This is a genomic window from Nonomuraea zeae (genome assembly GCF_005889725.1).
In the GTDB taxonomy this organism is placed as follows: domain Bacteria; phylum Actinomycetota; class Actinomycetes; order Streptosporangiales; family Streptosporangiaceae; genus Nonomuraea; species Nonomuraea zeae.
Genome location: NZ_VCKX01000091.1, coordinates 1 through 15309, shown reverse-complemented (window position 1 = coordinate 15309; position 15309 = coordinate 1). Strand labels below are relative to the sequence as shown.

Below are 15309 nucleotides of genomic sequence, written 5' to 3'. Positions count from 1 at the left end.
AATTAGTTCCGTACGATCCATAATTAATATGCTAGCGTACCGGCACGACGCCACGAGGCTGGGAGAACAAGGCATGGAGCAGTTGGTCGCCGCGGGCACGCAGTTCATGCGGGAGGTGAACGCGGCCGCGATCCTGCGCAGGCTCAGGGCCGAGCCGAGCATGAGCGTGTCCGCGCTGGCCAAGGCGGTGGGCCTGTCCAGGCAGGCGGTCACCCGCTCGCTCAACGCCTTGGCCGAGGAGGGGCTCGTCGAGTTCGGCTCGCTCGCCCGCGACTCCAGCAGGGCGGGGCGGCCCGCGCAGCTCGTCCGGTTCCGGGCGGAGGCGGGCCACGCGCTGGGCGTCTCGATCAGCCCGCAGGACCTGCGGGTGGCGGTCTCGGACCTGTCCGGGACGGTCATCGCGTCCGAGGCGGTGCAGCTCGGCGCCGGAGCCGGCGGGGAGCAGGTGGTGCGAACCGCCCTGTCCGCGGTGGACCGGACGCTGCGCTCGGCCGGTCTCACGGCCGGCGACCTGTGGTTCGCCTCGGCGGGCACGCCCGGCATCGTCGATCCGGCGGCCGGGGTCATCAAGCTCATCCCGAGCATGCCCGGCCTGGCCGGCGACGTGCTCACGCGAGGGCTGAAAGAGGCCCTCGGCTGCCCGGTCTACCTGGACAACGACGTCAAGCTGGCGACGCAGGGCGAGCGGTGGCGCGGCGCGGAGCGGCGCGAGGACTCGCTGGTCATGGTGCACTGGGGTGAGCGCGTCGGCGCCGGTATCGTGCTGAACGGCGAGCTCTACCGCGGCGCGTCCAACGACGCCGGCGACGTCGGCTTCCTCGATCTGTTCATGGACGGGTCGGGCGCGGGCCACGCCGGCTCCCGGCACCCGCACGGCCTCGGCCCGTTCGAGGACCGGGTCGGCGGCGAGGAGATCGTCCGCCAGGCCGCGGCGGCGGCCGAACGCGCCGGCGACGCCGAGTTCGCCGCCGCGATCGAGGCCGCGGGCGAGCGCGCGCTGGACGCCGTGCTGGACGCCGTCACCGGCGGCCGACCGGCCGCCCTGGAGGCGATCGACCTGGTGGCCCGCCGCTTCGCCAAGGGCATCGCCGTGCTCAGGGCGATTCTCAACCCGCGGCTCGTGGTCATCGGCGGTCCCCTGGCCAGAGGCGGGGAGCCGCTGCTCGCGGCGCTCCGGCGGCATCTGGCCGACGAGCCGCTGGACCAGCCGGCCCTGGAGGTCTCGGCGCTCCAGGAGGACGCCGTCGTCCACGGCGCACTGCTCCATTCGCTGGACGAGATCGAGCGCACCAGGTTCGGCCTGGTGACAACCGGTCGACATGAAGGCCGTCAGACCCCGACGCGCCCGGCCGGCGTCACCCCCCGATGAAGGAGAAAGGTCATGCATATGACGACATCAGCCCGGCGTCAGACAGCGCTTGTGGCGCTCGGCGTCACGGCGTCATTGTTCCTGACGGCCTGCGCCGGCAGCAGCAGCACGGGTGGTGCCGCCGCGCCGAAGATCGAGGTGTCGACGGCCGTGCCCGCGGAACCGGTGACGCTCACCCTGGCCTACAGCAACGACCCGCCCACGAAGACGCTCATTGACGGCTTCACCAAGCAGCACCCGAACGTCACCATCAAGCCCCAGATGACGCCGTTCAACGACTACGTCAAGTCCATCAAGCTGTCGATGTCGTCGGACGCGGCGCCGGACATCGCCCAGTACAACCCGGGCGCGATGAACTCCCTGGTCCCGGCCGGCCTCATCCTGGACCTGACCCCCTGGTCCAAGGCGTACGGCTGGAGCGGCAAGTTCCCGCCGGCCAGCCTGGAGATCCTCAGCTCCGACAAGTCCGCCAAGCAGTTCGGCACCGGCAGCCTGTACGCCGTGCCGGGCGGCCTGTCCGTCGTCGGCGTCTACTACAACAAGAAGATGGTCAAGCAGGTCCCGAAGACGCTGGCCGAGTTCGAGACCGAGCTGCAGCGGGTGAAGGACTCCGGCCAGACCCCGCTGAGCCTCGGCGCGCTCCAGGTCGGCGGCTTCCACCTGTGGAACGCGCTGCTCAACGTCACCGGCGAGGTCGCCGACTACCGGTCCTGGGTCTACGGCAAGCCGGGCTCGACGATCGAGACCCCGGGCGCGCTGAAGGCCACCCAGACGCTGGCCGGCTGGGCGAGCAAGGGCTACCTGCCCGACTCGGCGAACGCCACGGCCGACACCGACGCCCTGGCGAACTTCTCCAAGGGCAAGAGCGCGTTCCTGGTGACGGGCAACTGGGCCGCCTCCACGCTGGAGACCGAGATGGGGGCTGACGTCGGCTTCTTCCTCATGCCCACGGCGACGGACAAGCCGGCGAACGTGGCCTCGGGGGCGAGCGTCGCCTACGCCATCTCCGCGAAGACCAAGCACCCGAACGTCGCCGCGGCGTTCCTCGACTACCTCGGCTCGGCGGAGGCGGCGAAGATCGAGTTCGACGGCGGGTTCATGCCCGTGGACACCAAGTCCGAGCTGGGCGCGCAGGGGCTGCGCGGCGAGATCGCGACCGTGTTCGCGCCGGTGGCGCAGGGCAACGGGATCGTCCCGTTCCCCGACTACGCCTCCCCCGGCATGATCGACAAGCTGACCCCCGGCGTCCAGGGCCTCATCAGCGGCAAGACCACGCCTGACGCCTTCCTGAAGTCTCTGCAGGAGTCGTGGGACGCGCACCATGGCTCGTGATCTGATCTCGTCCGCCTCCCCGCCACGGGCCGCCCAGGCCCGCGGCGGGGAGCGGGCGGGCCGCCCGCCCGGCCGGCGGCTGCGCGGCTGGCTCTACATCCTTCCCGCCCTCGCGGTGTATCTGGGCTTCGCCATCTGGCCGGCGCTCAACACGCTGCGCCTGTCCCTGCTGACCTGGGACGGCATCCTGCCGCCCGTGTGGGCGGGCTTCGCCAACTACGTCAAGATATTTCGGGATTCGGCGCTGTACGAGGCCATCCTGCACAGCCTCGTGCTGATCGTCTTCTTCTCGGTCATCCCCATCGCCGCGGGGCTGGTCATGACCGCCCTGCTGATGGGCAAGGTGCGCCGGGGGATGACGTTCTTCCGCATCGTCTTCTTCCTCCCCCAGGTGCTGCCGCTGGTGGCCGTCGGCATCACCTGGCGGTGGCTATACAGCGAGACCGGCGTCGTCAACCAGCTCCTGGAGCTGGTCGGCCTCGGCGCGCTCAGCCGGGCCTGGCTCGGCGACTACGGCCTGGCGCTGGTCTCGCTCGGGCTCATCGGCACCTGGGTGATGAGCGGCCTGTGCATGATGCTCTTCCTGGCCGGCGCGCAGAAGATCGACCCGTCTCTGTACGAGGCCGCCACGCTCGACGGCGCGGGCACGTTCCGCCGGTTCCTGCACGTCACCCTGCCCGGGGTGCGCAAGGAGATCACGGTCGCCGGCGTCATCACCACGATCGCCGCGCTGGCCAGCTTCGACCTCGTCTTCGTCACGACGAACGGCGGGCCCGCGGGGCAGACCAACGTACCCGGCCTGCTGGTCTACCGGCTGGCCTTCAACGAGGGCGACATCGGCGGCGCGAGCGCGCTGGCCGTCGTGCTGACCGTGATCGTGATCGCCGTCGTCAGCGCCGTCCGATACTTCACCAGGGACAGGGATTGAGCATGCGCGGCGGTGTCACTGTCAGGTACGGCGTACTCGTCCTGCTGGCTGCCATGGTGCTGGTGCCGTTCCTCAGCATCGTCCTGGCCGCCCTGCATCCCTCCGGAGCGCAGCTCGACGGGCTGAGCCTCCCGGACCGGTGGTCGTGGGAGAACTTCGCGCTCGCCTGGGAGCGCGGCAACTTCACCTCGCTCATGCGCTCCAGCATCCTGATCGCGGTCTGCGTGGTGCCGCTCGCGGTGGCGATGGCCACGCTCGCGGGCTACGGGCTGGCGATTCTCAAGGTGTGGGGCCACCGGGCGGTGTCGTTCGGGTTCGTGCTGGGGCTGACGCTGCCGATCGAGGTGATCGTGGTCGCGCTCTACTTCAACCTGCGCGAGGTCGGCCTGACCAACTCCTACGTCGGCATCATCCTCGCCGAGGCGGCCCTGTTCATGCCGTTCGGGGTCTACTGGATGCAGACCCACTTCTCGAACGTCCCGGAGGAGCTCGTCGAGGCGGCGCGCATCGACGGCGCCAGGGATCTCGTCGTGCTGCTGCGGGTGCTGCTGCCCATCTCGTGGCCGGCGATCACCACGCTGTCGGTGCTGTACTTCATGTGGTCGTGGAACCAGTTCATGCTGGTCCTGGTCATGATGCAGGATCCGGACCGGCGCACGGCGCCGGGCGGCCTGGGGCTGTTCGTCGGCCAGTACACGACGGACATCCCGTTGCTGGCGGCGGCCTGCCTGATCGTCGTCGTACCGATCGTCGCGGTGTATCTCGTCTTCCAGCGCAGCTTCGTCAACGGGATCACCCAGGGCGCCATCAAGGGCTGACCCCTTTTGGCGTCGATGCCCGGGAGCGTGGCAAGATGCGCGTGTAGTGGGGACGTGGTGACGACGTGGTAGGGACACCACCTGAGCTGGAGCGCGGCACGGGAGTTCCCGCGCACGTGCAGATCGAGCGGTGGCTGCTCGAGTCGATCTCCAGCGGCGAGATGGCGCCGGGCGACCGGCTGCCCGGCGAGCGGGAGCTGGCCGGGCGGCTCGGCGTGAGCCGGATGACGCTCAGGCAGGCGCTGGCCACGCTGGAGCGCGACGGCGTGCTGATCAGGGTGCCGGGCAGGTCGGGCGGCGCGTTCGTGGCGGAGCCGCGCATCGAGTGCGACCTGACGGGGCTGGCCGGGTTCACCGAGCAGATGCGGCGGGCCCACCTGCGGGCCGAGGCGCGGATCCTGGTCGCCGCGACGGTGCCCGCGCCGGGCGCGGTGGCCCGGGCGCTGGAGGTGGCGGCGGGCTCGCCGGTGCACGAGGTGGCCAGGGTACGCTCGGCCGGCCGCACGCCGGTGGCGCTCGAACGCTCCTACTTCCCCGACCTGCCGGGGCTCCTCGGCCAGGACCTCACCGGCTCCCTGTACGCCCTGCTCGCCGCCCGCTACGACCTGGAGCCGCGTACGGCGGTCGAGCATCTCGACCCGGTGACCGCCAGGCCCGCCGAGGCGGCCGAGCTGGGCATCGAGCCGGGCACGCCGCTCATGCTGATCGAGCGCACCGCCTATGCCGCGGACGGCACGCCGGTGGAGTACGCCCGCGACCTGTTCCGCCCCGACCGGGTCCGCATCTCGGTGCGCAGTGGCGTCACGGCGCCGTTCACCGCGCCGTTCACGACACCAGGGGCGTCCTGACCACGGTGCCGGGCACCCACGTGCCCTCGACCTCGATCTCGACGTCGATCTCGGCCTCCGTGCCCGGTCCGGCCGGCAGGTAGGCGTAGGCGATGGACTCGCGCACGGTGTAGCCGTAGCCGCCCGAGGTGACCCGCCCCACGACCGCGCCGTCCACGCGTACCGGCTCGTTGCCGAGCGCGACGGCGCGCGGGTCGCGCAGCGTGACGCAGCGCAGCCGGCGCTCCGGCGACGGGTCCAGCGCGTCCGCGCCGAGGAAGTCCTTGTCCTTCTTCACGCAGAACCCCAGCCCGGCCTCGTACGGCGTCGTCTCCGGCCCGATGTCGGCCCCCCACACCCGGTACCCCTTCTCCAGCCTGAGGCTGTCGATGGCCCGGTAGCCGCCCGCCACGAGCCCGTACGGCTCCCCCGCCCGCCACAGCTCCTGCCACAGGGCGAGCCCGTACTCGCTGGAGCAGTAGAGCTCCCAGCCCGGCTCCCCCACGAACGTCACCCGCAGCGCCAGCACCGGCACGTCGCCCACGGTCAGCTCCCGCGCGGACATGAACGGGAAGTCCATCGGGCCGGGCGTCAGCCCGGCGATGATGTCAGGGGCGCGGGGGCCCCACAGGGCGAAGCAGGCGTACTGGCCGGTGACGTCGGCGATCCTGGCGGTGGAGCCGGTGAGCGCGGCCTGCTTGCGCAGCCAGCCCAGGTCGTGCGAGCCGAACGCGGTGCCGGTGACGACGAGGAACTCCTCCTCGCCGCGCCGGGTGACGGTGAAGTCGCACTCGATGCCGCCGCGCCGGTTGAGCGCCTGCGTGTAGGTGACCGCCCCGACCTGGCGGGCGACCCGGTTGTCGCACACCCACTCCAGCAGGGCGGCGGCGTCGGGGCCGGTGACCTCGATCTTGGCGAACGAGCTCTCGTCGAACAGCCCGGCGGCCGTCCTGGTGGCCCGGTGCTCCGCCCCGATCGCGGGCGACCACAAGCGGCCCGCCCATCCTCCCGGCCGCTCCCGCTCGTCGCCGCCCGCCGCGTTCGGCTCGTAGTAGTTGACCCGCTCCCAGCCCGACTTCTCGCCGAAGGAGGCCCCGTGGGCGGCGTGCCAGCCGTAGGCGGGCGACAGGCGCAGCGGACGGCCCGCCGACCGCTCGTGGCCCGGGTAGCGGATGTCGTAGTACGTCTCGTAGTTCTCGATCGCCCGCTTGATCGTGTACGACGGCGAGCGGTACTGGCGGCCGAAGCGCCGGATGTCCATGTGCCAGACGTCCATGCTCGGCTCGCCCTCGACGATCCACTCGGCCATCACCTTGCCGATCCCGCCCGCGCCCGCGATGCCATGGGCGCAGAACCCGGCGGCCACGAAGAACCCGCCCACCTCCGTCTCCCCCAGGCAGAACTCGTTGTCGGGGGTGAACGCCTCCGGCCCGTTGATCAGCTTGCGGATCCCGACGTCGGCCATGGCGGGCACGCGGATGCGGGAGTTGTCGGAGATCTCCTCCAGCCTGGGCCAGTCCTCGGCCAGCAGGCGGCCGTTGAAGTCCGCGGGGACCGCGTCGAAGGCGTTGGGGCCGGCCGTCCAGGGCGCGCAGGTGCGTTCGTAGCCGCCCATGACCAGGCCCTGCACCTCCTGCCGGTAGTAGACGAGCAGGTCGGGGTCGCGCAGCGTGGGCAGGCTCGCGTGGTCGTGGCAGGCTTCGGTCACGACGTACTGGTGCGACATGGGCACGATCGGGATCCGCACCCCGGCCATGCGGCCGATCTCGGCGGCGAACATGCCGCCGCAGTTGACCACGATCTCGCAGTCGATGTCCCCCTGGTCGGTGCGGACCCTGGTGACGCGGCCCTTCTCGGTGTCGATGCCGAGCACCCGGACGCGGGTCCTGATCACCGCGCCGCCCTCGCGGGCCCTCGCGGCGAGGGCGTAGCAGAGCTGCGACGGGTCCACCTGGCCGTCCGTGGGCAGGTAGGCCGCGCCGACGACCCCCGCGGGGTCCATGAGCGGGAACAGCTCGACGGCCTCGGCCACGGAGATCTCCTCCAGCGGCAGCCCGAACGTGCGCGCCCAGCCGATCTGGCGGCGGATCTCCGCCATCCGCTCGGGCGTGGCGGCCAGCTTGATGCCGCCGCACTCGGTCCAGCCCGCGTCGAGGGTGCGATAGAGCTCGACGGAGTACTGGTTCATCCTGGTCAGCGTGGGGTCGGCGCGCAGCTGGCCGACGAGGCCCGCGGAGTGGAAGGTGGAGCCGCTGGTGAGCTCGTCCCGCTCCAGCAGGACGACGTCGCGTTCGCCGAGTTGGGTGAGGTGGTAGGCGACGGAGGCGCCGCCCACCCCGCCGCCGATGATCACGATGCGGGCCGAGTCGCTCATGTCGCGAGGCTAACCGCCGGGCCGTAAAAGGTCTAGACCGTTTAGGGCCGCAGAGCTAGCATCGAACATGGCCGTGCCCGAGGTCCTCGATCGCATCCCCCTGCTGTCCGGCATGCCGCGCACCGTGGCGGAGCTGCCGGGCGGGCTCACCAACCACAACTACAAGGTCACCACCCCGCGTGGCACGTACGTCGTGCGCGTGTCGGCCAGCGACGGCGACCTGCTGGCGATCGACAGGGACGCCGAGCACGCCTGCTCGCTGGCCGCTGCGGAGGCCGGGGTGGGCGCTCCCGTGCACGGTTACCACCCCGAGCTCGGGGTGCTGGTGGTGGGATTCCTGCCGGGGCGCACCTTCACGGAGGCCGACCTGCGCGACCCGGCGAACCTGCCGCGCGTCGCCCGGGCCTGCCGCCGCCTGCACGCGGGGCCGCGGTTCGTACGGGACTTCGACATGTTCGACATCCAGCGGCGCTACCTGGCCATCGTCGGGGACCGCGGCTTCCGGCTCCCGCCCAGGTATCTCGACTTCATGCCCACCGTCGCCCGGATCCGGAAATGTCTGGCGGTCCGCGACGAGGGCACCGTGCCCTGCAACAACGACCTCCTGCCGGGCAACATCCTCGACGACGGCGAGCGCCTGTGGCTCATCGACTACGAGTACGCCGGCAACAACGACGCCTGCTTCGAGCTGGGCAACATCTGGAGCGAGTCGGACCTCCCGCCCGGCCACCTGGAGGAGCTGGTCACCGCGTACTACGGCCGCCGGCTCCGCCACAAGATCGCGCGAGCCCGGCTGCTCGGCCTCATGTCCAAGTACGGCTGGACGCTCTGGGCCTCCATCCAGGACGGCGCCAACGAGAGCATCGACTTCGACTTCTGGTCGTGGGGCATGGAGAAGTACGAGCGGGCGGTGACCGAGTTCACCGGGCCTGACCTGGCCGATCTCATGGACGAGGCGGCGCGGCCGGATTAGCCGCGGCACGGCCGCCTCCGGGCGGGCAGACTGGGGTGCATGCTCGCCGCACTGACCGGTCTCGGACTGTCCACGGCCGCCGGCCTGAACGCCTACATCCCACTCCTGGTCGTGGGCGTGCTCGCGAACCTCACCGACTCGGTGCGACTGCCGGACGGCTACGCTTGGCTGTCGAACTGGGGCGTACTCGCGATCATCGCGGTCCTGCTGGCCGCCGAGTTCGTCCTGGACAAGGTGCCGGCCGTCGACAGCGTCAACGACGCCATCCAGACCGTGATCAGGCCGGCCTCCGGCGGCGTGGTCTTCTCCGCCACGACCGCCGCCGCCGAGCTCGACAAGTCCACCTGGATGACCGAGCGCCCATGGGTGGGCTGGCTGCTGGGCATCGTGATGGCGCTGGCCGTGCACGCGGTCAAGTCGGCCGCCCGCCCGGTGATCAACGTGGGCACGGCCGGGGTGGGCGCGCCCGTGGTCAGCACGGCCGAGGACGCCGGGGCGCTGGGCATGAGCCTGATCGCCGTGTTCATGCCCGTGCTGGTGATCGTCGCCTTGCTGCTGCTGGCCGTGCTGGCCTGGTGGCTGATCAGGCGCGTACGCCGCTTCCGCGCGCGCCGGCGGGCGGCCCGGGGTCACCCGCCAGGCTGACGCCCGATCATCCTGCGGGCTGACGCGGGGCCGGCGACGCGTCTCGTACGGTCGTCTCCAGGTTGCGAACGACCGGATGAGACGTGTGAGCGCAACGAGGCCCCCAACCCCTGGCTCGCTCACACCGTTCGGGGCCCGGCGGCGGCACCCGCGCCGCCGGGCCCCATACGCTTTTCAGGTCCGCAGGGTGCGCAGCCATCCGCTCAGCAGGTGCACCAACTCGGCCGGGCGCTCCTCGTGCAGCCGGTGGCTCGAACCGTCCCAGCACACGACCCTGGACCCCGGGTGCTTGAGCAGGCCGGCCTCCCATCCGGCCCGCTCGGGGTCCGCCCAGATCGACAGCACCGGGCACTGCCTGCGTGCCAGGTAGTCGTCGCTCGCCGGTCGCGTCCCGATGGCCTCCGGGCCGGTGAACATGGCCTCGAACGCCTCGGCGAGCACGTGCGGCGCCATCCCGTACAGGCGGCGTTTGTGCCAGCGCCTGATGACGGCGGGGGTGGCGGCGTTCGTGCACCATTCGTCGATCGCCTCGGCGGCGGCGTGGGCGTGCTCGCCGCGCAGGCCCGCGATCATCTCGGGGAAGCGCGCGGCGATGCCGGCCGTCATGCCGTAGCCGGGGTCGAGGGTGACCAGCGCGCGCACCCGATCCGGGTGCTCGACGGCGAGGATGGACACGACCTGGCCCCCCATCGAGTGCCCGACGGCGACCACCTCGGGGACGCCGAGCACGTCGAGCAGGCCGGCCAGGTCGGCGGCCATCAGGCGCGGCGTGTTGCCCGTCAGCGGGACCGAGGAGTAGCCGTGCCCGCGCAGGTCGGCGGCGATCACGCGGTGCCCGGCGGCGGCGAGCGCGTCGATGTGCCAGGACCATTGGTGGGAGTCGGTGCCCCAGCCGTGGACGAGCAGCAGGGGCGGCCCGTCCCCGTCATCGGTGTAGAAGATCCTGATATTTCCGCCGACGTCCGCGTACGGCATCTCTCACCGCCTCCCCGGCGGGGGCAGCAGCGAGCCCTCCCCTGCCGTCCACCCGCCGTCGATGGCCAGCTCGGCCCCCGTGATGTACGAGGCCGCGTCCGACAGCAGGAACGCGATCGCCTCCGCGACCTCCTCGGCCTCTCCCCAGCGCCCGGCGGGAGCCAGCGGGAAGGTGCCCTCCCCCGACAGCGCCCCGAGCGACTGCGTCATCGGCGTGACGATCATCCCGGGATGTACGGAGTTGACGCGGATGCCGTCCCGCCCGAACTCCAGCGCGGCGATCTTGGTCAGCCCGCGCACGCCCCATTTGGAGGCGCCGTACCCGCCGGTGGCGGGCAGTGCGGTGAGCCCGGCGACCGACGACAGGTTCACCACCGCGCCGCCGCCGGCCTCGCGCATGGCCGCGACCACGGCTTTCAGGCCCAGGAAGACGCCGACCAGGTTCACCTGGAGCACGCGCTCGAACTCCTCCAGCGGCTGCTGCTCGATCGTCAGCAGGGTGGCGATGCCCGCGTTGTTGACGAGCCCGTCGAGCCGCCCGTGCTCCTCCAGGGTGGCCTCGACCACCGCCGCCCACTCCTCCTGCTTCGTCACGTCGTGCTCCACGAAGCGGGCGCCGAGCTCCTTGGCGGTGGCGGTGCCCTCCTCGGTGAGCACGTCGGTGAGCACGACCCGCGCCCCCGCCGCCACGCACCTGCGCGCGGTGGCCGCGCCCATGCCCCTCGCGCCGCCCGTGATGATCACAACCTTGCCGTCAAGCACGCGCCACGTCCTCTCCTGCACCGGGTCTGCGGACATGTGAACTGAAACACACCCCTTGGCCCCGATCAAGAGCATCATCAACCAAGGGCTTGCTTGGCACCGCGCGCCGGCGCCGCTCCGGCCGACTATCCTCTAGGCATCAGCACCAACGGGAGGTGGCGGAGATCAGCGAGTTTCTTGTCGTCATACTGGTGATCCTGGCCTTCCTCCTGCTGCTGGGAGGGGTCGGCCTCTATCTGCTGATCAAGCTCGGCAAGAAGGCCGCGGTCAAGGCCAGGCAGGCCACGACGCGGCTCACCACGCACGTCAACGCGATGGGCACGGGTGACGCCGCCGAGGTCGAGCGGCTGCGGCTCGACCTGCGCCGCGAGGTGTCCCTGACCCGCCAGGCCATCGACCACGCCCAGCGCCAGGGCTGGGGGCTGGGCGACCTGCCGCGCCTCATGGCCGACCTGACCGTCCAGGCCGACGTGCACGACGGGCAGCTCGGGATGTACGCCCAGCAGCGCCGCATGTCCTCCTTCGTCGACCACGTCACGCTCGACCGGCTCAGGGAGCACCAGGCCAAGCTGACCGCGATGTGCGCCCGCATCCGCGCCGACCTGCTCGGCGACCAGGTGCACCACACCTCGACGGGCATCGCCGACCTGACTTCGCGCACCGACCTGGAGATCGAGGCACGCCGCCGCCCCCCGGACCCGCTGGACCAGATCGACGAGCTCTACCGGCGCACGATGGAAGAGCGCAAAGACCTGCCCTGACGGCTAAGCGCCGTGACATCGTGGACGCCTCGCGCGAGATTCACCGAGCATGCCTTTCGATGACTACGGCCTTGCCGGACACCGCCGCAGACCGGTTTTCACCTTTACGAGTTCAAGCTGTTCGAGAGCCTCCTCGACTCTGGACATGCGCCAGTGGCTGGAGCCGGACCTCCTCCTGGCCGACCGGACCGGCATCCGTCGCAAGCGCCTGCGGACCTACATCGGCTTCGACGTGGACCTCGACCTGCGGTGGCACCCTGATTAAGCGGTCCCCCACTCCTCGTACATGAACGCCTCCAGCTCCGCCTCCGTGGCGCCCTTGTTCGCCAGGGCCTTCGTGGCCTGAGCCTGTGACGTGGTGGGCAGCCGTCCCTCCAGCAGGATGGGCAGGCCCAGCCGCCGCAGCAACACCTCGGACGCCGAGATCCCGGACGGCCGGCGGGCCACGGCCACGTTGACCCGCAGCGCGTGCTCGTTCCCCGGCGGAACGCCAGGACGATCGATCTCGATGGCCGCGTAGCGAAAGCCGTTCGCCAGGTCGCAGGGGGCGCAGCCGGCCGGGCCCCTGCTCAGCTTGCCACCGCACTCGGCGCAGGTCAGGCGGTCGTAGGCGGCGTCGACCACCCGCCACAGGTGCTTTCCTGGCTCGTCGACGACCATTTCGGCGATGAGGCGCTCGTCCTGCGGCCCGGCGGCGCCGAAGTCGCGCTCCAGGAAGGCGCGCCAGCCCTCTTCGACGATCTCGTCGACCAGCCAGGCGCACCGGGCGCAACCGGGCGCCCCCGCCGGCTCCCAGGAGGCGCAGTCGTCGCAGCGTCGCATGCCCGCACGCTACAAGCCGGCCTCGCGGGGCCGCACCGCATTATCCCGGCCCCGCCCCTCCCGGTTAATCGGTTGCCAGGTCAGTTCCTGGCCCGGCATACTCAGCCGGGTTGATCGCTGCAACGCGAAGGGAGGGTGAGACCGTGACGACGACTGTCCGCGTGCCGTTTTCCGCGTCCACGATCCCTCCCGCCAGGCGTTCGCTGACCTGATCGCGAGCCGGTGGGCCTCATCCTTGGAGCAATCCCACCGTGCCGAAGCACTCGCAACACCGCAGCCGTGGCAAGAACGCCCTCGACGCCGATGACATCGAATGGCTCGAGAGCACTCCCGAGCTGGCTGACGACGGGCCGCCCGAAGGCGACCGCTGGTCCACCTGGGACCAGAGCACGCCGACCGAGAAGGGCCCCAAGCCGTACCCCGGCTGGCTGGTCACCGAGCTGGCCGCCGTCGACACCGAGCACGGCGTGCTCAAGACCGGCAAAGAGGCCGACGTCCATCTGATCTCCCGGGGCGTGCCGGGCACCGACCGCGTGTGCCTGCTGGCCGCCAAGCGGTACCGCTCGTCCGAGCACCGCATGTTCCACCGTGACTCCGGCTACATGGAGGGCCGCAGGACCCGCGAGAGCCGGATGAACCGGGCCATGGCCAACCGGACGGCGTTCGGCAAGCAGGTGATCGCCGGGCAGTGGGCGGTCGCCGAGTTCGGGGCGTTGTGCCGGCTGTGGGAGCTCGGGGTGCCGGTGCCGTACCCGGTGCAGATTGTCGGGACGGAGATCCTCCAGGAGTTCATCGGGAGTCCGGAGGGGTATGCTGCGCCGCGGCTGGCGCAGGTGTCCGACGATCTCGAAAATCTCTGGGAGCAGTTGGTGTCGGCCATGGTCACCCTGGCCCGGGCGGGGCTGGCGCATGGGGACCTGTCCCCGTACAACCTGCTGGTCCATGACGGGAGGCTCGTGATCATCGACCTCCCGCAGATCGTGGACGTGATCGCCCACCCGGCGGGCCCGTCGTTCCTGGACCGCGACGCCCGCAACGTCGCCACCTGGTTCACCGCCAAGGGCCTGCCGTCCGCCGACCCCGAATCCCTCGCCGCCCTCCTCCACAAGGAGGCCGGCATGGCCCCGTGACGCCAGTCTCGTGGGCCGGTCCGGTGAGGGCCGGTCCGGTGAGGGCCGGTCCGGTGAGGCGGGTCCCATTCACCGGTTCGGTGAGCCGATCGGATGAGCCAATGGGCCGGTCGGGTGGGGCAGTGCGGCGAGGTCGTTCAGCGGGGTAGGTGGGTTCAACGGGGTAGGTGGTTGCGGCGAGCTGGGCGGGGGCGGAACCGTGTCCTCCAGAGGAGCCGCCATCAAGGGGGTGGGAACCTCCCCTACGGGAGGAGGGCCATGAGGGTGGGTGCGAGCCCTACGGGAGGAGTGCCATGAGGGTGCGGGCGAACGCTTCTGGGTTGTCCAGCATGATGTTGTGTCCCGACTCGGGAATGCCCAGGACCTCGACGCCGGACGCGCGCAGCTCCTCCGCCGAGGCCGGCGCCTGGCCCTCCGGGTGCAGATAGGCCCGGGGAATCGGAAGCGCCTGCAGGAGCTCGCGCATGGTGGGTGTGGTGCCCTGAGCCAGGCTGACCGCCGTGCGATGGAGCCCGCGCGGATCCGCCAGGCGCATCGTCGACCACCAGTGCGGCCCCACCCGGTCGCGAACCTCCTTCCAGCCCTCCGCCACGAACGCCTCCTCGGTGTAGGAGGCGATACCGCTGCCGCCGGGCTGCACCGGGATGGGCGGGTAAGGGTCGAGGTTGGCGTCCACGAGGATCAGGTTGGCGACCAGCTCGGCGTGACGGGCCGCGAGGACCGCCGCCACCGCGCCACCCATGCTGTGCGCGATCACCGCCGCACCGGCGACCCCGGCCTTGCGCAGCGCCTCGGCCAGGGCGTCCGCGTGGGCCTCAAGGGTGTAGGCGAAGTCCTGCGGGCGGTCGCTGATGCCGAACCCGAGCAGGTCGATCAGGAGAGAGCGGTTTCGCGGCAGCAAGGGGTGCGCGGCGACCTCCGCGTAGTAGGGGGCCGAGGTGGCGCCCAGGCCGTGGACGTAGACACGAGCCGGATCCGGACCCGGCAGTTCTACCCAGCGCATACGGGCGCCGCTGTGGTGAACGATGGCATCGTGCATGACGGTTCTCCTCCTGTATCGGGACCAATATATATCGGCTCCGAGGTATGATGGCCACCATGTTGGAATTGGCGATGCTGGGGTTTCTGAGGGAGCAGCCGTTGCACGGCTACGATCTGCGTAGACGGGTGGCGGCGTTGATGGGGCACGTGCGCCCGGTGGCCGACGGCACGCTTTATCCGGCGATCAAGCGAATGGTCACGGCCGGCTGGCTCATCAGGAAAAACGAGCCGGGCACGGCCGCCGCGCCCAGGCTCATGCTCTACCTGACGGCCGAGGGGCGTGATGAGCTGGAGCAGCGCCTGCGGGAGCCTGACGAGCTGGACATCAGCGATGAAAACCGATGGTTCGTGCTGCTGGCCTTCCTCCGGCATCTGAACGAGCCCAAAGAGCAGGCGGCCGTGCTGCGCCGGCGACTGGCGTTCCTGGAGGAGCCCACCAGCTTCTTCTACGAAGGGGATCGGCCGATGGGGGCCGAGGAGTTCGATGACCCGTTCCGGCAGGGGCTGCTGATCATCGCCCACGCCACCAGCCAGGCCGAGCTGGCCTGGCTC

The 15309-nt window shown here is 70.9% G+C and carries 15 protein-coding genes; 10 read left to right on the top strand and 5 right to left on the bottom strand.

The genetic code is table 11. The annotated features are described in order from the left end of the window. Positions 1–73 precede the first annotated feature (73 nt). The 5 genes from ETD85_RS27350 to ETD85_RS27330 all read left to right on the top strand — a co-directional run bounded on the left by ETD85_RS27350 (position 74) and on the right by ETD85_RS27330 (position 5295). Positions 74–1369, top strand: coding sequence for an ROK family transcriptional regulator (locus ETD85_RS27350; RefSeq protein WP_138692640.1), 1296 nt, complete (start codon positions 74–76; stop codon positions 1367–1369). A 12-nt stretch (positions 1370–1381) separates the two neighbouring features. Beyond that, positions 1382–2701, top strand: coding sequence for an ABC transporter substrate-binding protein (locus ETD85_RS27345; protein ID WP_338087179.1), 1320 nt, complete (start codon positions 1382–1384; stop codon positions 2699–2701). Continuing rightward, positions 2691–3629, top strand: a complete 939-nt coding sequence (locus ETD85_RS27340; RefSeq protein ID WP_138692639.1) for a carbohydrate ABC transporter permease — start codon at positions 2691–2693, stop codon at positions 3627–3629. Before ETD85_RS27345 ends, ETD85_RS27340 begins: the two co-directional genes overlap by 11 nt. Positions 3630–3631: 2 nt before the next feature. Further along, the gene (locus ETD85_RS27335) at positions 3632–4447 is read left to right on the top strand and encodes a carbohydrate ABC transporter permease (protein ID WP_138692638.1); all 816 of its coding nucleotides are present in this window, start codon (positions 3632–3634) and stop codon (positions 4445–4447) included. 65 nt (positions 4448–4512) lie between these two features. Beyond that, positions 4513–5295: a GntR family transcriptional regulator gene (locus ETD85_RS27330; protein ID WP_138692637.1), complete on the top strand. Its 783-nt coding sequence runs from the start codon at positions 4513–4515 to the stop codon at positions 5293–5295. Here the strand turns inward: ETD85_RS27330 and ETD85_RS27325 are convergent. Beyond that, a complete protein-coding gene (locus ETD85_RS27325; protein ID WP_138692636.1) occupies positions 5273–7648 on the bottom strand; it encodes a GcvT family protein in 2376 nt (791 codons plus the stop codon). The two genes, ETD85_RS27330 and ETD85_RS27325, sit on opposite strands and share 23 nt — an antisense overlap. Before the next feature lie 67 nt (positions 7649–7715). Here ETD85_RS27325 and ETD85_RS27320 point away from each other — a divergent pair, with 67 nt between their 5' ends. Both ETD85_RS27320 and ETD85_RS27315 read left to right on the top strand, forming a co-directional pair. Beyond that, on the top strand, positions 7716–8621 hold the full coding sequence (locus ETD85_RS27320; RefSeq protein ID WP_138692635.1) for a choline kinase family protein: 906 nt from the start codon (positions 7716–7718) through the stop codon (positions 8619–8621). A 39-nt stretch (positions 8622–8660) separates the two neighbouring features. Continuing rightward, the gene (locus ETD85_RS27315) at positions 8661–9266 is read left to right on the top strand and encodes a DUF4126 domain-containing protein (RefSeq protein ID WP_138692634.1); all 606 of its coding nucleotides are present in this window, start codon (positions 8661–8663) and stop codon (positions 9264–9266) included. 174 nt (positions 9267–9440) lie between these two features. Here ETD85_RS27315 and ETD85_RS27310 read toward each other — a convergent pair whose 3' ends face one another. Then, a complete protein-coding gene (locus ETD85_RS27310; protein WP_138692633.1) occupies positions 9441–10241 on the bottom strand; it encodes an alpha/beta fold hydrolase in 801 nt (266 codons plus the stop codon). 3 nt (positions 10242–10244) lie between these two features. Continuing rightward, entirely contained in the window at positions 10245–11003 is a 759-nt protein-coding gene (locus ETD85_RS27305) for a glucose 1-dehydrogenase (protein ID WP_276617285.1), read from the bottom strand. 155 nt (positions 11004–11158) lie between these two features. On the opposite strand from ETD85_RS27305, the gene ETD85_RS27300 reads away from it, so the two are divergent. Further along, a complete protein-coding gene (locus ETD85_RS27300) occupies positions 11159–11764 on the top strand; it encodes a hypothetical protein (RefSeq protein ID WP_138692631.1) in 606 nt (201 codons plus the stop codon). 261 nt (positions 11765–12025) lie between these two features. Here ETD85_RS27300 and ETD85_RS27290 read toward each other — a convergent pair whose 3' ends face one another. Continuing rightward, positions 12026–12586 carry a hypothetical protein gene (locus ETD85_RS27290; protein ID WP_240779452.1) on the bottom strand — a complete coding sequence of 187 codons (561 nt, stop codon included), beginning with the start codon at positions 12584–12586 and terminating at the stop codon, positions 12026–12028. A gap of 251 nt (positions 12587–12837) precedes the next feature. Between ETD85_RS27290 and ETD85_RS27285 the strand changes: the two genes are divergently transcribed. Then, positions 12838–13716: a serine protein kinase RIO gene (locus ETD85_RS27285; RefSeq protein ID WP_138692630.1), complete on the top strand. Its 879-nt coding sequence runs from the start codon at positions 12838–12840 to the stop codon at positions 13714–13716. 277 nt (positions 13717–13993) lie between these two features. Here ETD85_RS27285 and ETD85_RS27280 read toward each other — a convergent pair whose 3' ends face one another. Continuing rightward, the gene (locus ETD85_RS27280) at positions 13994–14755 is read right to left on the bottom strand and encodes an alpha/beta fold hydrolase (protein WP_170246859.1); all 762 of its coding nucleotides are present in this window, start codon (positions 14753–14755) and stop codon (positions 13994–13996) included. A gap of 59 nt (positions 14756–14814) precedes the next feature. Here ETD85_RS27280 and ETD85_RS27275 point away from each other — a divergent pair. Then, positions 14815–15309, top strand: a 495-nt coding sequence (locus ETD85_RS27275; RefSeq protein WP_240779451.1) for a PadR family transcriptional regulator, incomplete at its 3' end; no start/stop codon positions are given.

Coding starts and splice junctions, on each gene's coding strand:
- ETD85_RS27290 (WP_240779452.1), bottom strand. CDS start 12,586: ATGCGACGCTGCGACGACTGCGCCTCCTGGGAGCCGGCGGGGGCGCCC.
- ETD85_RS27315 (WP_138692634.1), top strand. CDS start 8,661: ATGCTCGCCGCACTGACCGGTCTCGGACTGTCCACGGCCGCCGGCCTG.
- ETD85_RS27320 (WP_138692635.1), top strand. CDS start 7,716: ATGGCCGTGCCCGAGGTCCTCGATCGCATCCCCCTGCTGTCCGGCATG.
- ETD85_RS27335 (WP_138692638.1), top strand. CDS start 3,632: ATGCGCGGCGGTGTCACTGTCAGGTACGGCGTACTCGTCCTGCTGGCT.
- ETD85_RS27280 (WP_170246859.1), bottom strand. CDS start 14,755: ATGCACGATGCCATCGTTCACCACAGCGGCGCCCGTATGCGCTGGGTA.
- ETD85_RS27340 (WP_138692639.1), top strand. CDS start 2,691: ATGGCTCGTGATCTGATCTCGTCCGCCTCCCCGCCACGGGCCGCCCAG.
- ETD85_RS27310 (WP_138692633.1), bottom strand. CDS start 10,241: ATGCCGTACGCGGACGTCGGCGGAAATATCAGGATCTTCTACACCGAT.
- ETD85_RS27325 (WP_138692636.1), bottom strand. CDS start 7,648: ATGAGCGACTCGGCCCGCATCGTGATCATCGGCGGCGGGGTGGGCGGC.
- ETD85_RS27350 (WP_138692640.1), top strand. CDS start 74: ATGGAGCAGTTGGTCGCCGCGGGCACGCAGTTCATGCGGGAGGTGAAC.
- ETD85_RS27345 (WP_338087179.1), top strand. CDS start 1,382: ATGCATATGACGACATCAGCCCGGCGTCAGACAGCGCTTGTGGCGCTC.